General features: G+C 64.2%; 16 protein-coding genes and 2 riboswitches. Of the genes, 10 read left to right on the top strand and 6 right to left on the bottom strand.

Annotated features, from left to right (window positions below; all coding sequences use genetic code 11):
- Positions 1–51 precede the first annotated feature (51 nt).
- From IEC33019_RS09015 to cobW, 3 genes are read right to left on the bottom strand one after another with little or no spacing between them, the layout of a single operon-like run.
- Positions 52–1,068 carry an ATP-binding protein gene (locus tag IEC33019_RS09015; RefSeq protein WP_070091082.1) on the bottom strand — a complete coding sequence of 339 codons (1,017 nt, stop codon included), beginning with the start codon at positions 1,066–1,068 and terminating at the stop codon, positions 52–54.
- Position 1,069: 1 nt separating this feature from the next.
- Complete coding sequence (gene cobN / locus IEC33019_RS09020) at positions 1,070–4,831, bottom strand: cobaltochelatase subunit CobN (RefSeq protein ID WP_099593349.1); 3,762 nt, start codon at positions 4,829–4,831, stop codon at positions 1,070–1,072.
- Positions 4,832–4,834: 3 nt separating this feature from the next.
- Complete coding sequence (cobW, locus tag IEC33019_RS09025; protein ID WP_070091084.1) at positions 4,835–5,902, bottom strand: cobalamin biosynthesis protein CobW; 1,068 nt, start codon at positions 5,900–5,902, stop codon at positions 4,835–4,837.
- Positions 5,903–6,002: 100 nt separating this feature from the next.
- Positions 6,003–6,201, bottom strand: a riboswitch (cobalamin riboswitch).
- A gap of 106 nt (positions 6,202–6,307) precedes the next feature.
- Positions 6,308–6,505: riboswitch (cobalamin riboswitch) on the top strand.
- Positions 6,506–6,598: 93 nt separating this feature from the next.
- On the opposite strand from cobW, the gene IEC33019_RS09030 reads away from it, so the two are divergent.
- The 7 genes from IEC33019_RS09030 (at position 6,599) to IEC33019_RS09060 (ending at position 13,103) form a co-directional block, all read left to right on the top strand.
- The gene (locus tag IEC33019_RS09030) at positions 6,599–6,784 is read left to right on the top strand and encodes a CbtB domain-containing protein (protein WP_070091085.1); all 186 of its coding nucleotides are present in this window, start codon (positions 6,599–6,601) and stop codon (positions 6,782–6,784) included.
- Between the two features lie 10 nt (positions 6,785–6,794).
- A complete protein-coding gene (locus IEC33019_RS09035) occupies positions 6,795–7,478 on the top strand; it encodes a CbtA family protein (RefSeq protein WP_070091086.1) in 684 nt (227 codons plus the stop codon).
- Positions 7,478–7,888 carry a cobalamin biosynthesis protein gene (locus IEC33019_RS09040; RefSeq protein WP_099593351.1) on the top strand — a complete coding sequence of 137 codons (411 nt, stop codon included), beginning with the start codon at positions 7,478–7,480 and terminating at the stop codon, positions 7,886–7,888. The genes IEC33019_RS09035 and IEC33019_RS09040 overlap by 1 nt, the downstream gene beginning before the upstream one ends.
- Before the next feature lie 36 nt (positions 7,889–7,924).
- Positions 7,925–8,677 carry a precorrin-4 C(11)-methyltransferase gene (cobM, locus tag IEC33019_RS09045; RefSeq protein WP_070091088.1) on the top strand — a complete coding sequence of 251 codons (753 nt, stop codon included), beginning with the start codon at positions 7,925–7,927 and terminating at the stop codon, positions 8,675–8,677.
- 34 nt (positions 8,678–8,711) lie between these two features.
- The gene (locus IEC33019_RS09050; RefSeq protein ID WP_081337390.1) at positions 8,712–8,954 is read left to right on the top strand and encodes a DUF1272 domain-containing protein; all 243 of its coding nucleotides are present in this window, start codon (positions 8,712–8,714) and stop codon (positions 8,952–8,954) included.
- A gap of 224 nt (positions 8,955–9,178) precedes the next feature.
- Entirely contained in the window at positions 9,179–9,793 is a 615-nt protein-coding gene (locus tag IEC33019_RS09055) for a response regulator transcription factor (RefSeq protein ID WP_070091090.1), read from the top strand.
- A 13-nt stretch (positions 9,794–9,806) separates the two neighbouring features.
- The gene (locus IEC33019_RS09060; protein WP_070091091.1) at positions 9,807–13,103 is read left to right on the top strand and encodes a transporter substrate-binding domain-containing protein; all 3,297 of its coding nucleotides are present in this window, start codon (positions 9,807–9,809) and stop codon (positions 13,101–13,103) included.
- Between the two features lie 26 nt (positions 13,104–13,129).
- On the opposite strand, the gene IEC33019_RS09065 is transcribed toward IEC33019_RS09060, so the two are convergent.
- Positions 13,130–14,149 carry a LacI family DNA-binding transcriptional regulator gene (locus IEC33019_RS09065; protein ID WP_070091092.1) on the bottom strand — a complete coding sequence of 340 codons (1,020 nt, stop codon included), beginning with the start codon at positions 14,147–14,149 and terminating at the stop codon, positions 13,130–13,132.
- Positions 14,150–14,357: 208 nt separating this feature from the next.
- Between IEC33019_RS09065 and IEC33019_RS09070 the strand changes: the two genes are divergently transcribed.
- From IEC33019_RS09070 to IEC33019_RS09080, 3 genes are all read left to right on the top strand, one after another.
- Positions 14,358–14,897, top strand: a complete 540-nt coding sequence (locus IEC33019_RS09070; RefSeq protein WP_070091093.1) for a gluconokinase — start codon at positions 14,358–14,360, stop codon at positions 14,895–14,897.
- 98 nt (positions 14,898–14,995) lie between these two features.
- Positions 14,996–16,348, top strand: a complete 1,353-nt coding sequence (locus tag IEC33019_RS09075; RefSeq protein ID WP_070091094.1) for a GntP family permease — start codon at positions 14,996–14,998, stop codon at positions 16,346–16,348.
- Between the two features lie 88 nt (positions 16,349–16,436).
- A complete protein-coding gene (locus IEC33019_RS09080; RefSeq protein ID WP_070091095.1) occupies positions 16,437–16,745 on the top strand; it encodes a hypothetical protein in 309 nt (102 codons plus the stop codon).
- Between the two features lie 114 nt (positions 16,746–16,859).
- Here the strand turns inward: IEC33019_RS09080 and IEC33019_RS09085 are convergent, their stop codons facing one another.
- Together IEC33019_RS09085 and IEC33019_RS09090 are read right to left on the bottom strand one after the other, a co-directional pair.
- Positions 16,860–18,284: a sigma-54-dependent transcriptional regulator gene (locus IEC33019_RS09085; protein ID WP_099593353.1), complete on the bottom strand. Its 1,425-nt coding sequence runs from the start codon at positions 18,282–18,284 to the stop codon at positions 16,860–16,862.
- Positions 18,253–19,746, bottom strand: coding sequence for a sensor histidine kinase (locus tag IEC33019_RS09090; RefSeq protein WP_070091096.1), 1,494 nt, complete (start codon positions 19,744–19,746; stop codon positions 18,253–18,255). The genes IEC33019_RS09085 and IEC33019_RS09090 overlap by 32 nt, the downstream gene beginning before the upstream one ends.
- Positions 19,747–19,819: the final 73 nt, after the last annotated feature.

Consider the following 19,819-nt stretch of genomic DNA (forward strand, 5'->3'; position numbering starts at 1 on the left):
TGCCTGCCTGGGGCTTGGCATCCGCCGCCAAGGCGGCGGGCTTGCGGATGCTCAGGGCTTTTTTGCCCAGTTCGGCACCTCGCGTCGTGCCCCGGTAGCGACCGTGTGCGGGGGCAATGCGCCCCAATCACCCTGCCCGCCTTTGGCGTCAGTGTGTGCTTCGGAGTGAGGCAGTGGTGGCGTGGAAGGGGCGCTGACCGGGGGCATCTCCCTGCGTCGATGGCGCAAGGCGAACTCCGCCACGGCCTGCACGTCAGCCTCTTCTATCGCATTACCGCCGCGCCAGGCGGCATGGGCGCGGGCAGCCCGCAACCAGACCAGGTCGGCGCGCATGCCATCGACCCCAGCGCTGAAACAACCCTCGGTGATCCAGGTCAGGGCGCGATCATCCAGCGGGATGCTGTCCAAGCGCTGACGTGCAGCCTGGCAACGTTCGCGCAAGCGTGCCTGGGCTTCGGCCCACTGGGCGCAGAACGCCTGCGGATCGCTGTCGAAGGCCAGGCGCCGGCGAATGATCTGCTGCCGCGCCTGCGGCGGCGGCAGCCCTTCAAGCAGCACGTTGAGGCCGAAACGGTCGAGCAATTGCGGACGCAGCTCGCCCTCTTCCGGGTTCATGGTACCGATCAGTACGAATCGGGCATCGTGGCGGTGGGAAATACCGTCGCGCTCGATGCGGTTGGTGCCACTGGCGGCCACATCCAGCAGCAGATCCACCAGTGGATCAGGCAGCAGGTTGACCTCATCCACATAAAGCACGCCGCCATTGGCCTGGGCCAGTACGCCGGGGGAGAACTGGGCCTTGCCCTGCCCCAGCGCGGCATCCAGGTCGAGGGTGCCGACCAGGCGCTCCTCGGTGGCGCCCAGCGGCAGGGTCACGAAAGGTGGTGTATGCCCGGGCGCGCCCAGCAGGTCGGCCAGCCCACGGGCCAAGGTGCTCTTGGCCATGCCTCTCGGGCCTTCGATCAGCACGCCGCCGATCTTCGGGTCGATGGCAGTCAGGCACAAGGCCAGCTTGAGGTCGTCGGCACCGACTACGGCAGCCAGGGGGAATTGCACGGGTTCGCTCATTTCAGGCCTGTTCCTCGCCGTCGAGCAGTTGCTCTTCAAGGGCTTCCCGGTACGTCCCTGGCGACGCCCAGAGGCCGCGCTGCTGAGCCTCCAGCAGGCGTTCGGTAAGGTCGCGCAGGGCTTCGGGGTTGTGCTGTTGTAGAAAGTCTCGGGTCGCCGGGTCCAGTACATAGGCATCGGCCAGCGACTCGTAGTGGTGATCGTCGATCAGGTGCGTGGTGGCGTCGAAGGCGAACAGGTTGTCGACCGTCGCCGCCAGCTCGAAGGCACCTTTGTAGCCATGGCGCTTGGCCCCCTCGATCCACTTTGGGTTAAGGGCGCGGGCGCGGATCACCCGGTTGAGCTCTTCCTTGAGGGTGCGGATGCGTGGCCGGTCGGTCTGGCTGTGATCGCCGTGATAACTGGCTCGGGTTGTGCCGGCCAGGGTTTCGGCCGCTGCCAGCATGCCGCCTTGGAACTGGTAGTAGTCGTTGGAATCGAGCAGGTCATGCTCGTGATTGTCCTGGTTTTGCAGCACCGCCTGGACCTGGCCCAAGCGCCGGGCGAACGCGGCGCGGGCCGGTGTGCCCTCGTCGCTGCCACCGTAGGCGTAACCGCCATGGTTGAGGTAGACATCGGCCAGGTCGTCGCGGCTGTGCCACAAACGCCCGTCGATCGCATTCTGCACCCCGGCCCCGTAGCTCCCGGGCTTGGCCCCGAAGACACGCCAGCCAGCATGACGCGCCGCCTGGTCGGCATCCATGCCCTCGGCCAGCAAGGTCTCGCGCTCGGCACGCACGCGGGCGGCCAGCGGGTTGAGGTCGTCGGGCTCATCCAGAGCCGCCACCGCTTGTACCGCTGCATCGAACAGTCGAATGAGATTGCCGAAGGCATCCCGGAAAAAGCCCGAGACCCGCAAGGTGACGTCGACCCTTGGGCGATCGAGCAGGCTCAGGGGCAGGATCTCGAAATCATCGACCCGCTGACTGCCGGTGGCCCATACCGGTCTCACGCCCATCAGCGCCATGGCCTGGGCGATGTCGTCGCCGCCGGTGCGCATGGTCGCGGTGCCCCAGACCGACAGCCCCAGCTGACGCAGGTGGTCGCCATGGTCCTGCAGGTGACGCTCGAGGATCAGGTTGGCCGAAGCGAACCCCAGGCGCCAGGCGGTGGTGGTCGGCAGGTTGCGTACATCCACGGTATAGAAGTTGCGCCCAGTGGGCAGCACGTCCAGGCGCCCCCGGCTGGGGGCGCCGCTGGGGCCGGCCGGAACGAAGCGCCCGGCCAGCGCCGCCAGCAGGCCTTCCGTTTCAGCCGCGCCGCAGGCGTCCAGGCTCGGGGCGATGGTCTCGACCAATGCCTGCAGCACCATGGCAACCGGTTGCCAGGCGCTATCCTCGGGCAACGCCAGGCGGCCCGTCAGCGCATGCTCGATCAGGTCCAAAGCCAGGTGTTCCAGGCGCTCGCGGGTATCACCCTGATTACGCCACGGCGAGGTATCGAGTGCTTGCAGCAGCGCCGGGCGCGGCCCTTGCCAAGGCTCGCCGAACTCACAGTCCAGCGGGTCGAAGCCCAATGCCAAGGCTTTGGCCAGCGCACGGATCAGGCTGGCATTGGCGCCTTTACCATCCCCACGCTCCACACGCAACAAGGCCAGCAAGGTGTCGCTACGCAGGCGCCCTTCGGGGGACTGGCCGAATACATGCAGGCCGTCGCGGATCTGCGATTCCTTGAGGTCGCACAGGTAGGTGTCCAGGCGTGGCAGCCAGATGGCCGCATCGTCCAGCTGGCCTTCGAGCTGCAGTTCACGGTCGATGTGGTTGGCCTTGACCAATTCGAGAATGTCGCGCTGCAACTCGCGTGCCCGACGCGGGTCGAGCAGTTGCGCTTCGTAGTACTCGTCGGCCAGGCGCTCCAGGTGACGCAGCGGGCCGTAGGTTTCGGCGCGGGTCAAAGGCGGCATCAGGTGATCGATGATCACCGCCTGCGTGCGACGCTTGGCCTGGGCACCTTCGCCGGGGTCATTGACGATAAAGGGGTAGATATTGGGTAACGGGCCAAGCAGTGCGTCTGGCCAGCATTGCTCAGACAACCCGACACCTTTGCCAGGCAGCCATTCGAGGTTGCCATGCTTGCCCACATGGATCACCGCGTCGGCGGCAAAGCCGTTGCGCAACCAGAAGTGAAACGCCAGATAGCCGTGGGGCGGCACCAGGTCCGGGTCGTGATAGACCGCGCTGGGGTCCACCTGGTACCCCCGGGCCGGCTGGATACCGACGAAGGTCAGGCCGTAGCGCAGGCCGGCGATCATCATCCGCCCACTGCGGAACATCGGGTCTTGCTCGGGTGGGCCCCAACGCTCGAGTACCGCGCGCTGGTTGGCTGCGGGCAGCGTGGCGAAGGCTTGATGGTAATCGGCCAGGCTCAGGCTCTGGGCGCACGGGCGCTGATCGAGATGATCGAGGTCGTTGGTCACCCCTCCCAACAGTTGATGGATCAGCGCGGTACCGCTGTCAGGCAGGCCCTGCACCGGATACCCCTGCCCTTGCAGTGCCCGGAGAATGTTCAGCGCTGCACCTGGGGTGTCCAGGCCTACACCGTTGCCGATGCGCCCATCGCGGGTCGGGTAGTTGGCCAGCACCAGGGCCACGCGTTTCTGGGCGTTGGGCAGGCGCGCCAACTCCACCCAACGGCGAGCGAGTTCGGCGACGAAATCCATGCGTTCAGGGTGGGCGCGATAGCAAACCACGTCGGACTGGCTGCGCTCGCTGCGCCAAGCCAGGTCCTTGAAGCTCACGGGCCGAGTGATGATGCGCCCGTCCAGCTCCGGCAGGACGATGTGCATGGCCAGATCCCGGGCGCCCAGGCCTTGCTCATTGGCCTCCCAGGCCGGTTGATTGTCCTGGGCGCAGATCGCCTGCAACACCGGGATGTCTCGGCGCAGCGGGCGCAGGTTGGGTTGTTCCGGGCTGGACAAGGCAAAACCGGTGGTATTGAGCACCACTTCGGCCTCGACTTCGTCCAGCCAGGCCTCGACCTGAGCCAGACAGGCCGCCTCCTTGAGGCTGGCCACGGCGATCGGCAGCGGATTGAGCCCCGCTGCCTGCAAGCGCAGACAAAAGGTATCGATAAAGGCCGTGTTTGCCGCCTGCAGGTGCGAGCGGTAGAACAGAATGGGGGCCACAGGCCAGTCGGCCTGCCATTCGGGGTACCACTCCTGCAGCACCGCGCTGGGCTTGGCCGGGTGGTACACCGTGGTGCGCGGCAAAGGCTGTGGTTCTTCCCAAGGGTAATCGCGCCCGAGCCACAGGCTGGCCAGGCAATTGAACAGGTTCGCGGCATTGGCCTTGCCGCCCTGGCGCAGGTAGTGCCAAAGGCGCTCGGCCTGGGCGCCGGTCACCGTGCCCAACTGGGTCAGCTCCGGGTCCGGGCGGTCATCGCCAGGCACCAGGATCAACTGCACACCCCGGGCACTCAGCTCGACCAGTTGCTCGACGCCATAGCGCCAGTAATCGACGCCGCCATGCAAGGACAGCAGGATCACCTTGGCGTGGCGCAACACCTGATCGACATACAGATCGACCGAGGCGTGGTTCTGCACCTGCATGGGGTTGGCCAGGCGCAGGCTCGGAAAACCCTCTGGCAACTGCTCGGCGGTTTCGGCGAGCAATGCCAGGTGCGAATCACCGCTGCAGAGGATCACCAGCTCGGCGGGAGTTTGGCCGAGGTCGGCAATGCTGTCGTCCGGCACGAAGCCGCCGGGCTGGGTCCGCAGCAGGTGCATGGGTCAGGCGCCCAAGGCCTGGCGCAGGCGCGCTTCAAGCTGAACAGCGTCCAGCGCCTGGCCGATCAGCACCAAGCGGGTGATGCGCGGCTCGTCGGCGCGCCAGGCGCGATCGAAGTGCTTGTCGAAACGGGTGCCCACACCTTGGATCAGCAGGCGCATCGGCTTGCCAGGGATGGCGGCGAAGCCCTTGGCACGCAGGATGCCGAATTCGACCACCAGTTGGGTGAGCGCATCGAGCAGCAGGCTTTCGTCCGCTTCTGGCAGGTCGATGGAAATGGAGTCGAAGGCGTCATGGTCATGATCGTCGTGGTCATCGCCGTCATGGTGCGCATCGTGGTGGGTGCGCCGACCATCAATGTGCACCTCGGCCTCGGCGCCCACGCCCAGCAATACGTCCAACGGCAGACGCCCGCTGCTGGCTTCGATCACCTTGACCGCCGGCGGCAGCTCTTCGGTGACTTCGGCGCGGACCTTGGCCAGGCCCTGAGCATCGATCAGATCAGCTTTGTTCAGCACAACCAAGTCGGCGCTGGCCAGTTGGTCGGCAAACAGCTCGTGCAGGGGCGACTCGTGGTCAAGGTTAGGGTCGAGCTTGCGCTGGGCATCCACCTGGTCCGGGTACGCCGCGAAGGTGCCCGCGGCCACAGCCGGGCTGTCAACCACGGTGATGACCGCATCCACGGTGCAGGCATTGCGGATTTCCGGCCACTGGAAGGCCTGCACCAACGGTTTGGGCAGCGCCAGGCCGCTGGTCTCGATGAGGATGTGGTCCAGGTCGCCACGGCGAGCCACCAGTTCGCGCATCACCGGGAAGAACTCTTCCTGCACGGTGCAGCACAGGCAACCGTTGGCCAGTTCGTAGACGCGGCCACTGGCTTCTTCCTCGGTGCAGCCGATGCTGCACTGCTTGAGGATTTCGCCATCGATGCCCAGTTCACCGAATTCGTTGACGATCACCGCGATGCGGCGGCCTTGGGCGTTGTCCAGCATGTGGCGCAGCAAGGTAGTCTTGCCCGAGCCGAGAAAGCCAGTGACGATGGTGACGGGGAGCTTGGCCAGTGTTTTCATGTCGCGATGCCCTTGGCAGGATGGCGCGGGCATGCAGGACGAGTGCCGCGAGCCTTGCTGCTCGGGCCTGTTCGCCACCGGATCACCCCGCCCGGTTGAAAGTCGAAAACGTCACGAGGCAGGTCTCCTGGCTTGCACCTTACCGACCGGGGCCGGTGGAGCGACGCCTTCCCGCGCCTGGACGCAGTGGCTGTGTCGATCCTGTTCGGTGCCTACAGTTGCGGGGGCAGCCGTGGCTTGGACCACGTTCCCGTCTTAGCTCCGGCCAACGCCGGAGAACCTCGAAGCGGCAAGGCTACGCAGTGGTTGGCGGGCGGTCAACCGTGGCGCATCAGTGTTTGGGGGCAGGCTCCCCGGAACGGCGCCGCCACCTTGCCGATTGACGCCACGTCGCCCCCATGCTTTGCTTGCACCTTGCGTTCAGGTGCCCCATCAAGGGGTGAAACGGGAAATCGGTAACCAAGCCGATGCTGCCCCCGCAACGGTAAGCGAGCGAAGCGTCTTGACCACTGTGCCGCGTCGTATGGCATGGGAAGGTGATGCTTTCCAGGAGCCCTGCTCCTCCTCGTAAGCCCGGAGACCGGCCTGGCGTCAACAGAACACCCCGCGGTGGGCGGGCGCTGTCATCTCTCCTGGGTCAATCGTGCTCGGGATGACGCGCGTGTCCACCGCCTATAAAAAGCAGAGGAACGCACCATGCCGATTACCAGCGCCAAACACAGCATCGCCACCCCTGTCAGCCTCAGCCAGCGCGTCGTCATTGCGGTCGGCGCCAGCCTGCTGGGCCTGTGCCTGGTCTATTTCGCAGGTTTCTCGCACATCGAGGCGGTGCACAACGCCGCCCACGACACCCGCCACAGCGCCGCCTTCCCTTGCCACTGAGTAAGCCTGCATGATCAAGCGCATCGCCCGTACCGCAGGCTTCAGCGGGCTGCTCGCCGCCCTGTTGCTGACCTTGTTGCAAAGCCTGTGGGTCAGCCCATTGATCCTTCAGGCCGAAACCTTCGAGAGCGCCGTCCCCGAGCATCATGAACACGACGGTGCCGTCGCTGCGCACACCCATGACGCAGAGGCCTGGGCACCTGAGGATGGCTGGCAGCGCCTGCTCGCCACCACCGGCGGCAACCTCGTGGTGGCGGTCGGTTTCGCGCTGATCCTCGCGGCGCTGTACAGCCTGCGCGAGCCGAACCGAGTGACGACCGGCGCCTTGTGGGGGTTGGCGGGCTTTGCCGTATTCTGCCTTGCGCCGACACTGGGACTGCCACCGGAGCTGCCAGGTACGGCCGCCGCCGACTTGGAGCAACGCCAGAGCTGGTGGATCGGCACAGCGGCCGCCACAGGCACAGGCTTGGCCTTGCTGGTGTTTGCCCACCATTGGCTGCTCAAGGTGCTGGGCGTTGCCTTGCTGGTGGTTCCGCACCTGATCGGCGCGCCACAACCAGCGGTGCATGAAAGCCTGGCTCCCGAAGCCCTGGTGACCCAGTTCAAACTCGCCTCCTGGCTGACCAACGCTACATTCTGGCTCGCTCTCGGCCTGCTCAGCGCGTGGCTTTACCGTCGCGCCAGCCAGGCCTGATGCGCGACGCCCCCGCCGAGCCGGTGTTCTATGCCGGCTTCGGCTGCCGCAAGGGTTGCCCGGTCGATGCCTTGGAGCAACTGTTGCGCAAGACCCTGGCCACACACGGTCTGTCCGTCGATCAACTGGGCGGCCTCGCGAGCATCGACCTCAAAATGGATGAGCCCGGGCTGCGCACCCTGGCCGACCGGCTGGGTGTCCCTCTGATGATGTTCTCGGCCACTCACCTGCACCCCTTCGAGCCGCAGCTCAGCCACCGCTCTACCGTTGCCTACGCGCACAGCGGCTGCTGGGGCGTCGCCGAAAGTGCGGCCTTGGCCTTGGCTGCACGCGCGCAGGGCGCCTCGCGTTTGTTGGTGACACGCCAGGTGCTCGGCCAGGCTACCCTCGCCCTGGCCCTTGGCCGATAATCGCGTCCAATTACTGCCTATCTGCGAGGATTTCCCATGACGGTCTATTTCATCGGTGCCGGGCCCGGCGACCCGGAGCTGATCACAGTCAAGGGCCAACGCCTGATCCGCCAATGCCCGGTGATCATCTACGCCGGCTCCCTGGTACCGCCGGCCGTGCTGGAAGGGCACACCGCCAAGACGGTGATCAACAGTGCCGAACTGAACCTCGGGCAGATCATCGAGGCCCTGCGCAGCGCCCACGAAAACGGCCAGGATGTAGCCCGCGTCCACAGTGGCGATCCCAGCCTTTATGGCGCCATTGGCGAACAGATTCGCCACTTGCGCGAACTGGGCATCGACTATCAGATCATTCCGGGCGTCACTGCCACCGCGGCCAGTGCCGCCTTGCTCGGCTGCGAGCTGACCCTGCCGGAACTCGCCCAGACAGTGATCCTCACCCGCTACGGCGACAGCTCGCCCATGCCGGCTGGCGAACAACTGGCAGACCTGGCCCGTCACCGCAGCACCTTGGCGATTCACCTGGGCGTGAAGCACCTCGAGCGTATCGTCACCGAACTGTTGCCGCACTATGGGCCAGACTGCCCGATCGCCGTCATTCATCGCGCCACCTGGCCGAACCAGGACTGGGTGCGTGGTACCTTGCGGGACATCGTTGAACTCACGGCGGCCAAAGACTTCCGACGCACTGCGCTGATCCTGGTGGGCCACGTGCTGGGCGATGCACCTTTCGCTGAATCGGCGCTGTACCGAGCAGGGCACGCCCATCTCTACCGCCCTGCGAGTTGACTGGGCACTTTCCTACGGATCGAGGAACCAACCGATGCTCGAACTACGCCCCAATTGCGAATGCTGCGACCGCGACCTGCCAGGCGACAGCGCGGACGCACTGATCTGCTCGTTCGAATGCACCTTCTGTCGTCCATGCAATGAACAGCACTTCCAGGGACGCTGCCCGAACTGTGGCGGCCAGTTGCTGCCTCGTCCTACACGGGTCGGGGGGGCGCTGAGCCGAAACCCTGCCTCGCCCCTGCGTGTCCTTAAACCACATCCAGGATGTTCCTGAACTATTCTATGCAGGGCCCGTTCCTGGCGCCTCGGACAGGCTTAACCACGGATGTTTATTTTGTAGGCCTTTTCAACAATAATCTTCGCTTTTTCAACAAACCTACGTATCCCATTACCGAACGAGAGGAATCTACGTAATCTTGCGCGCTGCTGCGCAGGCACCCTTTCACGTATTCCTGCGGGACTTCAGGAAACGGACCAAATTCCTACAGGAGTTATCCAATGACAACCGTTTTAATGGTTGACGACCATCCAACCGTTCGACTAGCTGTGCGCATGCTGCTCGAACGTGAACGCTTTCAGGTCATCGGTGAAGCCGGTGACGGCATCGACGCCGTGCAACAGGCTCGCCTGCTACGCCCTGATGTGGTTATCCTCGACATCGGCCTACCTGGCCTCGATGGCATGGAGGTCATCAAACGTCTGCAACTGTTGGAGCCAGCCCCGAAGATCATGGTGCTTACCGGTCAACCTGCCGACCTGTATGTCCGTCGCTGTCTGGATGCCGGTATCGCCGCCTTCGTCAACAAGGACGAGGATCTCGATGCCCTGGTGTTCGCCCTCAAAGCGCTGGTCAAAGGCTACTCCACCTTTCCGCAGATGTCGGTCAACAGCAGTTCGCTCGAAAGCGAGTGCAGTCGCCTTGAAAGCCTCTCCAACCGCGAGATGGAGGTGTTGCGCCGGCTCACCCGCGGCGAGAACAACAAGTTCATCGGTGAATGCATGAACCTCAGCGCCAAGACCATCAGCACCTACCGTGGACGCATCATGGACAAGCTCAAGACCGAATCGCTGGTCGAAATGGTCGACCTGGCCAAACGCAACAACGTCAGCTGAACACCCCACCGTCATGAGAGGCGCGGTGTTCACTCTCCTGCTGGGCGCGCTCCTGGCCTTCAGCGCTGCGGCGCATGCCGACAGCGAAGTCCGGCATCTGCTCGCCCGCTCATTGAGCGCCTCGCCGCCCTTGTCGCTCCAACAGGACGACCGGCAATGGCTCGAGCGCCGCAAAGCCCTTGTGCTGGGTAGCTCGCGCCCCGACTACCCGCCGTTCGAGATCAACACCAGCCCCACCGACTTCGAAGGCCTCAGTGCCGACTACGCCGGCCTGATCGGCGAACAGCTCGGCATCCCGGTCGAGGTTCGTCGCTTCCCCAACCGTCAGGCGGCTATCGATGCGCTGCACGCTGGCAGCATCGACCTGCTGGGCAGCTCCAACGCCTTCGAGGCCGGCGATGCTCAGTTGGTCCTCAGCCAGCCCTATGCTGACGACCTCCCGGTCATCGTCAGCGATCAAGATCGTATGCTCGGCCGCCACGGCAAGGACCTGGCGGGCCTACGCCTGGCCATGGTCGATCATTACCTGCCCGAAAAGCTGGTGCGCAAGCAGTACCCCGATGCCCAAGTGACCTTGTACCGATCGACGCTGGCCGGGCTGTCGGCGGTGACGATGGGTGAGGCAGACGCCTATCTGGGAGATGCCATCAGTACTGACTACGCGATCGGTAAAAGCTTCCAGGGCCTGGTGAAAATCGATCATTTCAGCCCCCTGCCCGCCGATATCTTCGCCTTTGCCCTGGCCCGCGACAATCCGCGCCTGCAACGCCTGGTCAATGAGGCCCTGGCCAGGATCAGCGACAGCGAGCGACTGAACATCCTGCGGCGCTGGAACAGCGGCAATACCAGTTTGCTGATGAAAAACCCAGTCGGCGCACTCACGCCCGAGGAGCGGGACTGGATTACACAGCATCCGAAGGTCAGGGTCTTGATCAACTCATCCCTGGCCCCGCTGACCTTCAACGATGCCCAACAGCATCCTACCGGGATCACGCTGGACCTTCTCAAGCGCATCCGTCTGCAAACTGGCCTACGCTTCGAGATCGTCGAGGTGGACTCGATCCAGGACATGGTCGACCAGGTCGCCAAGGGACAAGCGCAGATGATCGGCGCCCTGGGCTACGGTGCCGAACGTGCGAAACGCCTGCGCTATACCCGGCCCTATGTGGTCAGCCCAAGGGTCCTGGTTACCCGCCGTGACACGCCCTGGACCGGCGCGCCAATGTCGCTCGACGGGCTACGTGTCGCCTTGCTGCGCGGCTCCCCTCAGCGTGAAGCCTTGCAGCGTCAATATCCCCGCGCCCGTCTGGTCGAGGTCGAAACCCACCTGGAGCTGATGGAAACCGTCGCCAATGGCAAGGCCGATGTGGCCTTGAGCAGCCAGATCAATGCCGGCTATTACATCAACCATGTGTTCAACAAGGGCTTGCGTATCGCCGGACTGCAAAGCGACGAGCCTGCCAGTGCCGCCTTCGCGATCGCGCCGGATCTACCCGTGCTGCAGTCGATCCTGGACAAGGCGCTGCTCAGCATTCCCCCTGAGGAGCTGGACCAACTGGTCAACCGATGGCACACCAACACGCTGGTCAGTGACAGCCCCTGGCGCAACTACCGCACCTTGGCATTGCAGGTGCTGGTGCTGGCCGCCGTGCTGTTGGCCGGTGTCGTGTTCTGGAACACCTACCTACGCAAACTCATCAACCAGCGCACCGAGGCCCAGCGTGCCCTGCAGGCGCAACTGGCGCTCAGCCGCGGGCTGCTGGAGCAGTTGCGCCAGGCCAAGGATGACGCTGAGCAGGCCAGTCAGGCCAAGAGCACCTTCCTGGCGATCATGAGCCATGAAATCCGCACGCCGATGAACGCGGTGATCGGACTGCTGGAGCTGGCCCTGGAGGACAGCCGCCGGGGCCACAGCGACCCGCAGACCTTGCATACCGCCCATGATTCGGCCATCGGCCTGCTCGAGCTGATCGGCGACATCCTCGATATTTCCCGCATCGAATCCGGCCATATGTCCCTGCAACCGGTCCCGATCGACCTGGTCGAGCTGGTGCGCGCAACCCTTCGCGTGTTCGACGGCAATGCCCGGATCAAGGGCTTGTATCTCCATGCAGATCTGCCCCAGGCACCGGCCTGGGTGCTGGCGGACCCCGTGCGCCTCAAGCAGGTCCTGTCCAATCTGATCAGCAACGCCCTCAAGTTCACCGACCGTGGTGGCGTCCAGGTGAGCCTGAAACTCGCCCCACCCAACGCCAGTGGCGATATCCAGACCTCGCTGTGCGTCCAGGACAGCGGTATCGGCATCAGCCCCAGCGACCAGGCCCGCCTCTTCAATACCTTCGCCCAGGTCAATGGCCCTCAGGCGGGAAAAGGCGCAGGCCTGGGCCTGGTGATCAGCCGCACCTTGGCCGAACTGATGGGCGGATCGCTCGAGCTGCAAAGCGTCGAAGGCATGGGCACCAAGGTGAGTGTGGACCTGACTCTACCAGGCACCACGGCGCCGGCCCAGGCCGAACAGAGCGAGCCGGTCCAAGACAAGACCAGCGGTCCGCTGGATATCCTGGTAGTCGATGACTACCCCGCCAACCTGCTGCTGCTGGACAAACAACTGACCACCCTCGGCCACAAGGTGACCCTGGCCGAGCATGGCGAGGCGGCTCTGGCCCTGTGGCAAGCAGGCCAGTTCAATGTCGTGATCACCGATTGCAGCATGCCGGTGATGGATGGCCACGAACTCACTCGGCGTATCCGTGCCCTGGAGCAGGAGCGCGACCTGCCCGCCTGCCTGATCCTGGGGGTCACCGCCAATGCCCAGGCCGAGGAGAAAGCGCGTTGCCTGGCCAATGGCATGGATGAGTGCCTGTTCAAACCGATCGGCCTGAAGGCCCTCAAGGCCCATCTGCCCAGTGCCCCTCCAGCGGAGCAGGCACCGCCACCCGCACCGGAGCCGGAGCCTGCCAGCACAAGTGGATTCAATCTCAATGAGCTGCGTCACCTGACCCAGGACGACGACCAACTGATCCGACGCCTACTCGAGCAACTCGCGCACAGCGCCAGCGAAGACCTTACCGCCCTGCGCGCCCTCGGCGAGGCGCCGCAAAGCGAGGCTGTACATGCCTTGGCCCATCGCATCAAGGGGGGCGCGAAGATGTTGAAGGTCCGGGGGGTGGTGCGTGATTGCGAAGCGGTCGAACAGGCCGTCGCCCAGGACCAGCCAACCGCGGACTTGCTCAAATGCCTGGAAGGCAGCCTGGAGACCCTGCAACGCGAACTGCGCGAAGGGCTCGCGGCACTCAGCGCAGCCAACTGAGCCCTGCCCCTTGCCTTATGGGGCGCTCATGAACTCTCGCGCACCATCAACTCGAACCCCAGGTCCTGCTGCGCGGTGGCCACGTGCTTGCCGTCGAGCAACGCCAACAGCGCCTGGGCAGCACCGCGCCCGACAGCGGCCCGGGGGGTGCGGATCGAGGTCAGGCGCGGCACCATGTGCGCCGATGCCGGCAGATCGTTGAAGCCGACCATCGCCACCTGGCGCGGCACCTCGACGCCCTGGCGCAAGGCCTGCAATACCGCGCCCTGGGCCAAGTCATCGTTACAGAAGAACACGCCATCGACATCCGGCGCCTGCGCAAGCAAACGACTGAAAAGCTCGCTGCCCAGGCCGATGGATGACGGTTGTGGCGCCAACAGTTCCAACTCTGGCGCCTGCAGACCGGCCTCGGCCAGCGCCTGGCGAAAGCCCTCGGCGCGCTGCATCACGCGTGGGTCGAGTTGCGCAGCGATGAACGCCAGGCGCCGCCGCCCACGTTCGATCAGATGACGAGCTGCAGCGCGCCCGGCCTGCTGCTGGGAGAATCCTACCGACAACTGCCCCGCCTCGCCCCCTAGCTCCATCATATGAACACAGGGCACCCCGCTGGCAGCCAACATCTGACGGGACGCCTCGCTGCGCTCGAAACCGGTGAGCAAGATGCCGCAAGGCTGATACGCCAGGTAGTTGCGGATGAGGTTTTCTTCTTCGGCCAGATCGTAATGGTAGTTGCCGATCAGCACTTCCAGCCCTCTCGGGCGCATCACGTCGTGGATGGCCTCCAGGGTGTCGATGAACAGCTGGTTGGACAATGACGGGATCAACACCACCACCGACTGGCTACGCGCCGAGGCCAATGCCCGGGCAGCCGGGTTGGCGACGTAGCCCAGGCTCGCCGCGGCGGCCACGACCTTTTCCACCAATTCAGGGGCCACGGTGCTTACACCGCGCAAGGCGCGGGAAGCGGTAATGGGGGAAACCCCCGAAAGTCTGGCGACTTCAGCCAGGGTGGGACGACCAGTGGTACGCGAGCCTGTACGGGACATGGGTGTTGTAATTTTACTACTTGCCAGAAGAAGGAACGGCCACTAAGGTAGCGCTGTCTCAGGATACAGGCAATGTATCTTTGGTAGCGGCTATGCGCCTAGCGTCCATACTGCGTAAAGACAAGACCAATAACACCCGGGAGGGTGGCGCTCGCAACTGTTTTCAACGGCACCGAGACAGCGCTATCTCACCCCGCAGGAGGTACTGATGAACTCTCCCCAGACCGCGATCGTGGTGATGGGCGTGGCAGGCTGCGGCAAGAGCTGCGTGGGCGCTGCCATTGCCAGCACGAGCGGTGGCCGCCTGATCGAAGGCGATGCCTTTCACCCTGCCGAAAACATCCAGAAGATGAGCGCTGGCATCCCCCTGAACGATGACGACCGCGCCGGTTGGCTGGTCCGACTGGGTCAGGAATTGCAGGCCGTGCTCAAGGCCGGCGAACGCCCTATCCTCACCTGCTCCGCGCTCAAGCGCCGGTATCGCGAGACCTTGCGCCAGGCCGTGCCGGGCCTTGGCTTCGTGTTTCTCGAACTGTGCCCTGACGAAGCGGAAAAGCGCGTGCTCGCCCGCCCCGGGCATTTCATGCCAGCCAGCCTTATCGACAGCCAGTTTGCCGCCCTGGAACCGCCCCATGGCGAGCCGCTCACCCTAACGCTGGATGCCACGCAACCCATCCAAGCGCTGGCCGTGGCGGTAGATACCTGGCTAAAGCCTCAAGGTGACCGGAGCCTGGCGCGTACCGCCTGAGTCGGCGGTTTTCCGGCTCACCAAAGACAGCGCTATCTCGGCATCCGTGGATGCCGAACGTTTCGCCAAAACAATGATAAGACAGAGGCACATGAACCATGTTCGGACTGGCTACTGATACCTACCTGCTACTCGACGCTCTGGTCACCATCGTCGGACTCATCCTGCTGATCACCCATTTCAAGGTCCATCCCTTCGTCGCCCTGACCCTGGCCGCCGGCTTTCTCGGCCTGACCTCCGGCATGCCGGTGGCCAAGGTCATGAAATCCTTCCAGGACGGCTTTGGCGGCGTGCTCGGCTTCGTCGGCATCGTTCTGGCCTTGGGGACCATGCTGGGCAAGCTGATGGCCGACTCCGGCGGCGCCGACCAGATCGCCCAAACGCTGATCCGCGCATTCGGTAAACAGAAAGTGCACTGGGCCATGATGTTCGCCGCCTTCCTGGTGGGCATCCCACTGTTCTTCGAGATCGGCTTCGTGCTGCTGATCCCGCTGGTGTTCATCGTCGCCCGCCGCTCCGGGGTTTCGCTGATCAAGATCGGCATCCCGCTGCTGGCCGGCCTTTCTGTGGTCCACGGCCTGGTGCCACCGCACCCAGGCCCGCTGCTGGCGATCGGCATTTTCCACGCCGACATCGGCAAGACCATCTTCTACGGCCTGCTGGTGGCCCTGCCCACTGCAGTGATCGCGGGCCCGCTGTTCGGTAATTTCATCGCCCGCTACATTCCGGGCAATCCCTCCCAGGAACTGATGGACCAAATTGCCCGGGAGACCAATCAGAACAACCTGCCAGGCTTCGGCATCACGCTGCTCACCGTGCTGCTGCCGGTGGTCCTTATGCTGCTCAAGACCTTCGCCGACGTGGTGCTGCCCGCCGAGCACATCGTGCGCCAGTGGATGGACCTGATCGGCCACCCCATCACCGCGCTGCTCGCCGCACTGCTGCTGGCGTTCTACACCTTCGGTTCGGCACGTGGTTTCTCTCGCCAGCAGATCATGAAGATGCTCGATCAGAGCCTCGCCCCGACCGCCGCTATCGTGCTGATCGTCGGTGCCGGTGGTGGCTTCAAGCAGATGTTGGTGGATACCGGTGTGGGTAATGTCATCGGCCAGATGGCGGTACAAGCCGAGATTTCGCCGATCCTGCTGGCCTGGCTGGTCGCTGCGGTGATCCGCATCGCGACCGGTTCAGCGACCGTGGCCACGATCACCGGGGCCGGCATCGTCGCACCGGTGATCGATCTGGTTCCGGGCGTGAACCGTGAATTGCTGGTGCTGGCCACCGGTGCAGGCTCGTTGATTCTGTCCCATGTCAACGACGCCGGTTTCTGGCTGGTCAAACAGTACTTCAACATGACCGTGGCCGAGACGTTCAAGACCTGGAGCATGATGGAAACCATCCTTTCGGTGGTCGGCATCATCTTCATCATGCTGTTGTCGCTGGCGGTCTGACCGTTCGTCGCAGTGGTGGCACCTTGCTTTGCGGGTTGCAGCCCAACCCAGGTACAGGCAACGCGCCTTTACCCGCAAGGAGCCACCCATGAAACGATCCCGCACCTGGCTGCTCGCCGCCCTGCTGGCCTCTCCCCTGGCCCTGGCGGTGGGCACCGGCCCAACCCACCCAGACGACCCGCACAACACCGCGCCCAAGCCGGGCGCCGACAGCACCCTCAACCCCATCGAGAAGCCTGTGCCCCGGGATACCGACCCGCGCATCCAGGGCAATGATCCAGACAGCCCGCCTGCTGAGCAGAACGATAATCGCAACCTGCCGGGAATGGACGGCGGCGGTTCGGAGGGCATGCGTGGGCATGGCGATGGCGGCACCCGCGGCCAGGGGCAGCCCTGAAGATCCTGGGGCTGCTGCAGCCCACCGCAGGTTACGCCACCTCCTGCAACGGCTTGCCCGCTGCCCGTGGGAGGTAGCGAAGCCTGCGAGGGGGCGCAAACCGCGCCCCAAGGCTCACCACTGTCGCTTGTCGGGCCGGGTCAGCCCTAGCTTTTCGATGCGATAGCGCAGCATGTCCCGCGACAGGCCCAGCAGGCGCGCCGACTTGGTGACGTTCCAGTCCGTGCGATCCAGGGTCCGGCACACCAGATCGCGCTCCATGTCCGGCAGGCTGGTCCCGGGTTCCGGCTCATGGCGCGGCGGCTCGAAGGCGATCGGCGTGGGCAGGGTCATGGGTTCGTCGACCAGGGTCATGCACAGGTTCAACTGGTGCGCGGCCACGACATCATTGGGCGCCAGCAGCACCGTCTGCTCGAGCATGTTGCGCAGCTCCCGCACATTGCCCGGCCAGCTGTAGCCCAGCATCAACGCCTCAGCCTCGGCAGAGAACCGCAGGTTGGGCTTGCCATATCGGCGCCCATGATGGGCCAGGAAGTGCCTGGCCAGCAGCAGGATGTCCTGGCCTCGCGCATACAGCCGCGGCACCTTCAGCGCGATGATACGCAGGCGGAAGAACAAATCCCGCCGGAACTTGCCCTGTTGCACCATCTGCTCCAGGTTGCAGTTGGTGGCGCTGATGACCCGCAGGTCCACCTTGCGCTCCTTGACCGCCCCGATCCGACGGATGCTGCGGTCCTCCAGCAGCTTGAGCAGCTTGGCCTGCAGCACCAGATCCATTTCGCCGATTTCGTCGAGGAACAACGTCCCGCCATCGGCCGCCTCGACCAGCCCCACGCGGCGCTCCTTGGCGTCGGTGAAGGCCCCCTTCTCGTGACCGAACAGCTCGGCCTCCAGCAAGTTGGCAGGAATCGAGGCACAGTTGAATTCAATGAACGGCCCCTTGCTGCGTGAGCCGTCGAAATGCAGAGCGCGCGCCACCAGCTCCTTGCCGGTGCCCGTTTCCCCTTCGATCAGCACCGGCGGCAGGTCGTCGCTGGCCATGCGCTGCTCGGCGTCGAGCAACTGGCGCAACGTGTGCTTGAGGTTGAGCATCGCCGAAGATTCGCCGATCAGCGCCTGCAAGCCAGACTTCTGCGCCTCACGCTCCTGGTAGAACGACAAGGTGCGCTCCATGCGCTCGGCCGCCAGGGCTTTGTCGAGCATCAGCTTGAGCTCGGCCAGTACCACCGGCTTGGTCAGGTAATGGAATGCGCCTTCCTTCATGGCCAGCACGGCGTCTTCGACATTGCCGTATCCGGTCATCATGATCACCTTGAGCTCCGGCGCCTGGGTGATCAGTGCGCGCAACAGCTCATGGCCGCTCATGCCGGGCAGGGAGTTGTCGGTCAGCACCGCATCAGGCAGACCTTGCTTGATGTGCTCCAATGCAAGCTCCGCGCTATGGCAGACCGTGACTTCGAACCCCTTCAACCCAAGGTAGGTGCGTATGTTGTCGGCGAGGATCTCGTCATCCTCGACTACCAGAATGCTGGGCCCCATGGTCCCCTCCCGCTGCAATATTGAATACAAGGCTCACGCGGGTTCCTTCCTCTTCACGGCTGGTCAGGCTGACCGAGCCGCCAAAGCGTTCCATGATGCGCTTGACCAGGGCCAGGCCCACACCGAGGCCGCCCTGCTTGGTGGTGAAGAACGGTTTGAACACCATCCGCTCCTGTTGCTGGCTCATGCCTCTGCCCGTATCGCTAAGCACCAGCCGCACCTGTTGACCTTCCAGGCAACTGACCTCGGCGCACAACAGGCCGCCCTTGGGCATCGCCTCCAGGGCGTTGGCGAACAGGCTGTTGAGGATCTGGGTCAGTTGCAGCGGCTGGCTGACCACCCACTGCTGGGCCGGCCCTTCGAAGCTGAACTGCACGCCATTGCGCTCGATCTGCTGCTGGAACGCCAGCCGGGTATCCTCGATTGCCTCCACCAGATCCACCGGTTCGGCCTCGTCGCTGGCCGGGCGCAGCGACGCCAGCAAATCACGCACCCAGCGTGACATCCGATCGACTTGGCTGATGATGTCAGCGATGTTCTTGCGCGCCGGATCGCTGGCGATCTCCTGGGCGAGTTCTGCGCTGGAGCGAATGTTGGCCAGGGGATTGCGCAGGCTGTGGGCCACGGCCGAGGACATCTCGCCCAGCGCCACGTAGGTTTCGCTGGCCACCAGGCGATCCTGCTGATGGTGCAGCATCCCCGCAGCACGGCGCACGATCCAGAACAGGCCGAAATAGATCAGCACCCCGCCCACCAGGGTCGAGCACCAGATCAGCACATAGCCACGCTGGATGCGCCGCACCAGATCCTGAGGCTCTTTGTAGATCTCGACCATCGACAGCACCTTTTCACCCTGGCTGTCGAACAGCGGAATGTAGTTCTCGATGAACAGGTAGCGGGGTTCGCGTTGGAATTTCTGTTCCTCCCGATCATCCTCCGCCTTGTGATAGCTCGCTGACACCGGCTTGCGCGAGTCGAAGGCCTCCTCCAGGTCGTCATCTTCGACAATGCGTTTACCCAGCAGGTCCGGATTGGTGGACCAGACAACGGTACGGTCATAGGCGTAGACGTTGGCCAATAGGATGTCGGGCAAATGTGCCACGTGGTCGAGGAATTCTCCGCGGGTCGATTGCACCAGGCCCGGAGCGACCTGCAGATGCTGGTTGTCCAGACGCGGGTCGAGCAGTTCACCCATGGTGGTGCCCGGTGGTAATTGAGAATGGCGAACCTCAGCCTGGGCCATGGCCTGGATGAACTGGGCGGTGAGCATGGCATCGCGCTCGACGCTGTCGCGCACCACGAAACGGGTCGAGAAGTACCCCAGCGCACCAGCCACCGCCGCAATGATCAACAGACTGATCACCGAGAACCAGCGCAGCAGGTTGAATTCACGCAGTGGCGCCGCGAGCCCGCTAGAGGGGCCGGCAGCCTTGTCCGGAATATCGTGTTCCAGCATCTGCATCGCATCGTTCCCGTTCGAAGACGTCGGGGTGACGGTGTATCAAGGGAGTGCTACCGCCTGTAGCAACGTGATA

The sequence above is a fragment of the Pseudomonas putida genome, assembly GCF_002741075.1.
Classification (GTDB): Bacteria; Pseudomonadota; Gammaproteobacteria; order Pseudomonadales; family Pseudomonadaceae; genus Aquipseudomonas; species Aquipseudomonas putida_T.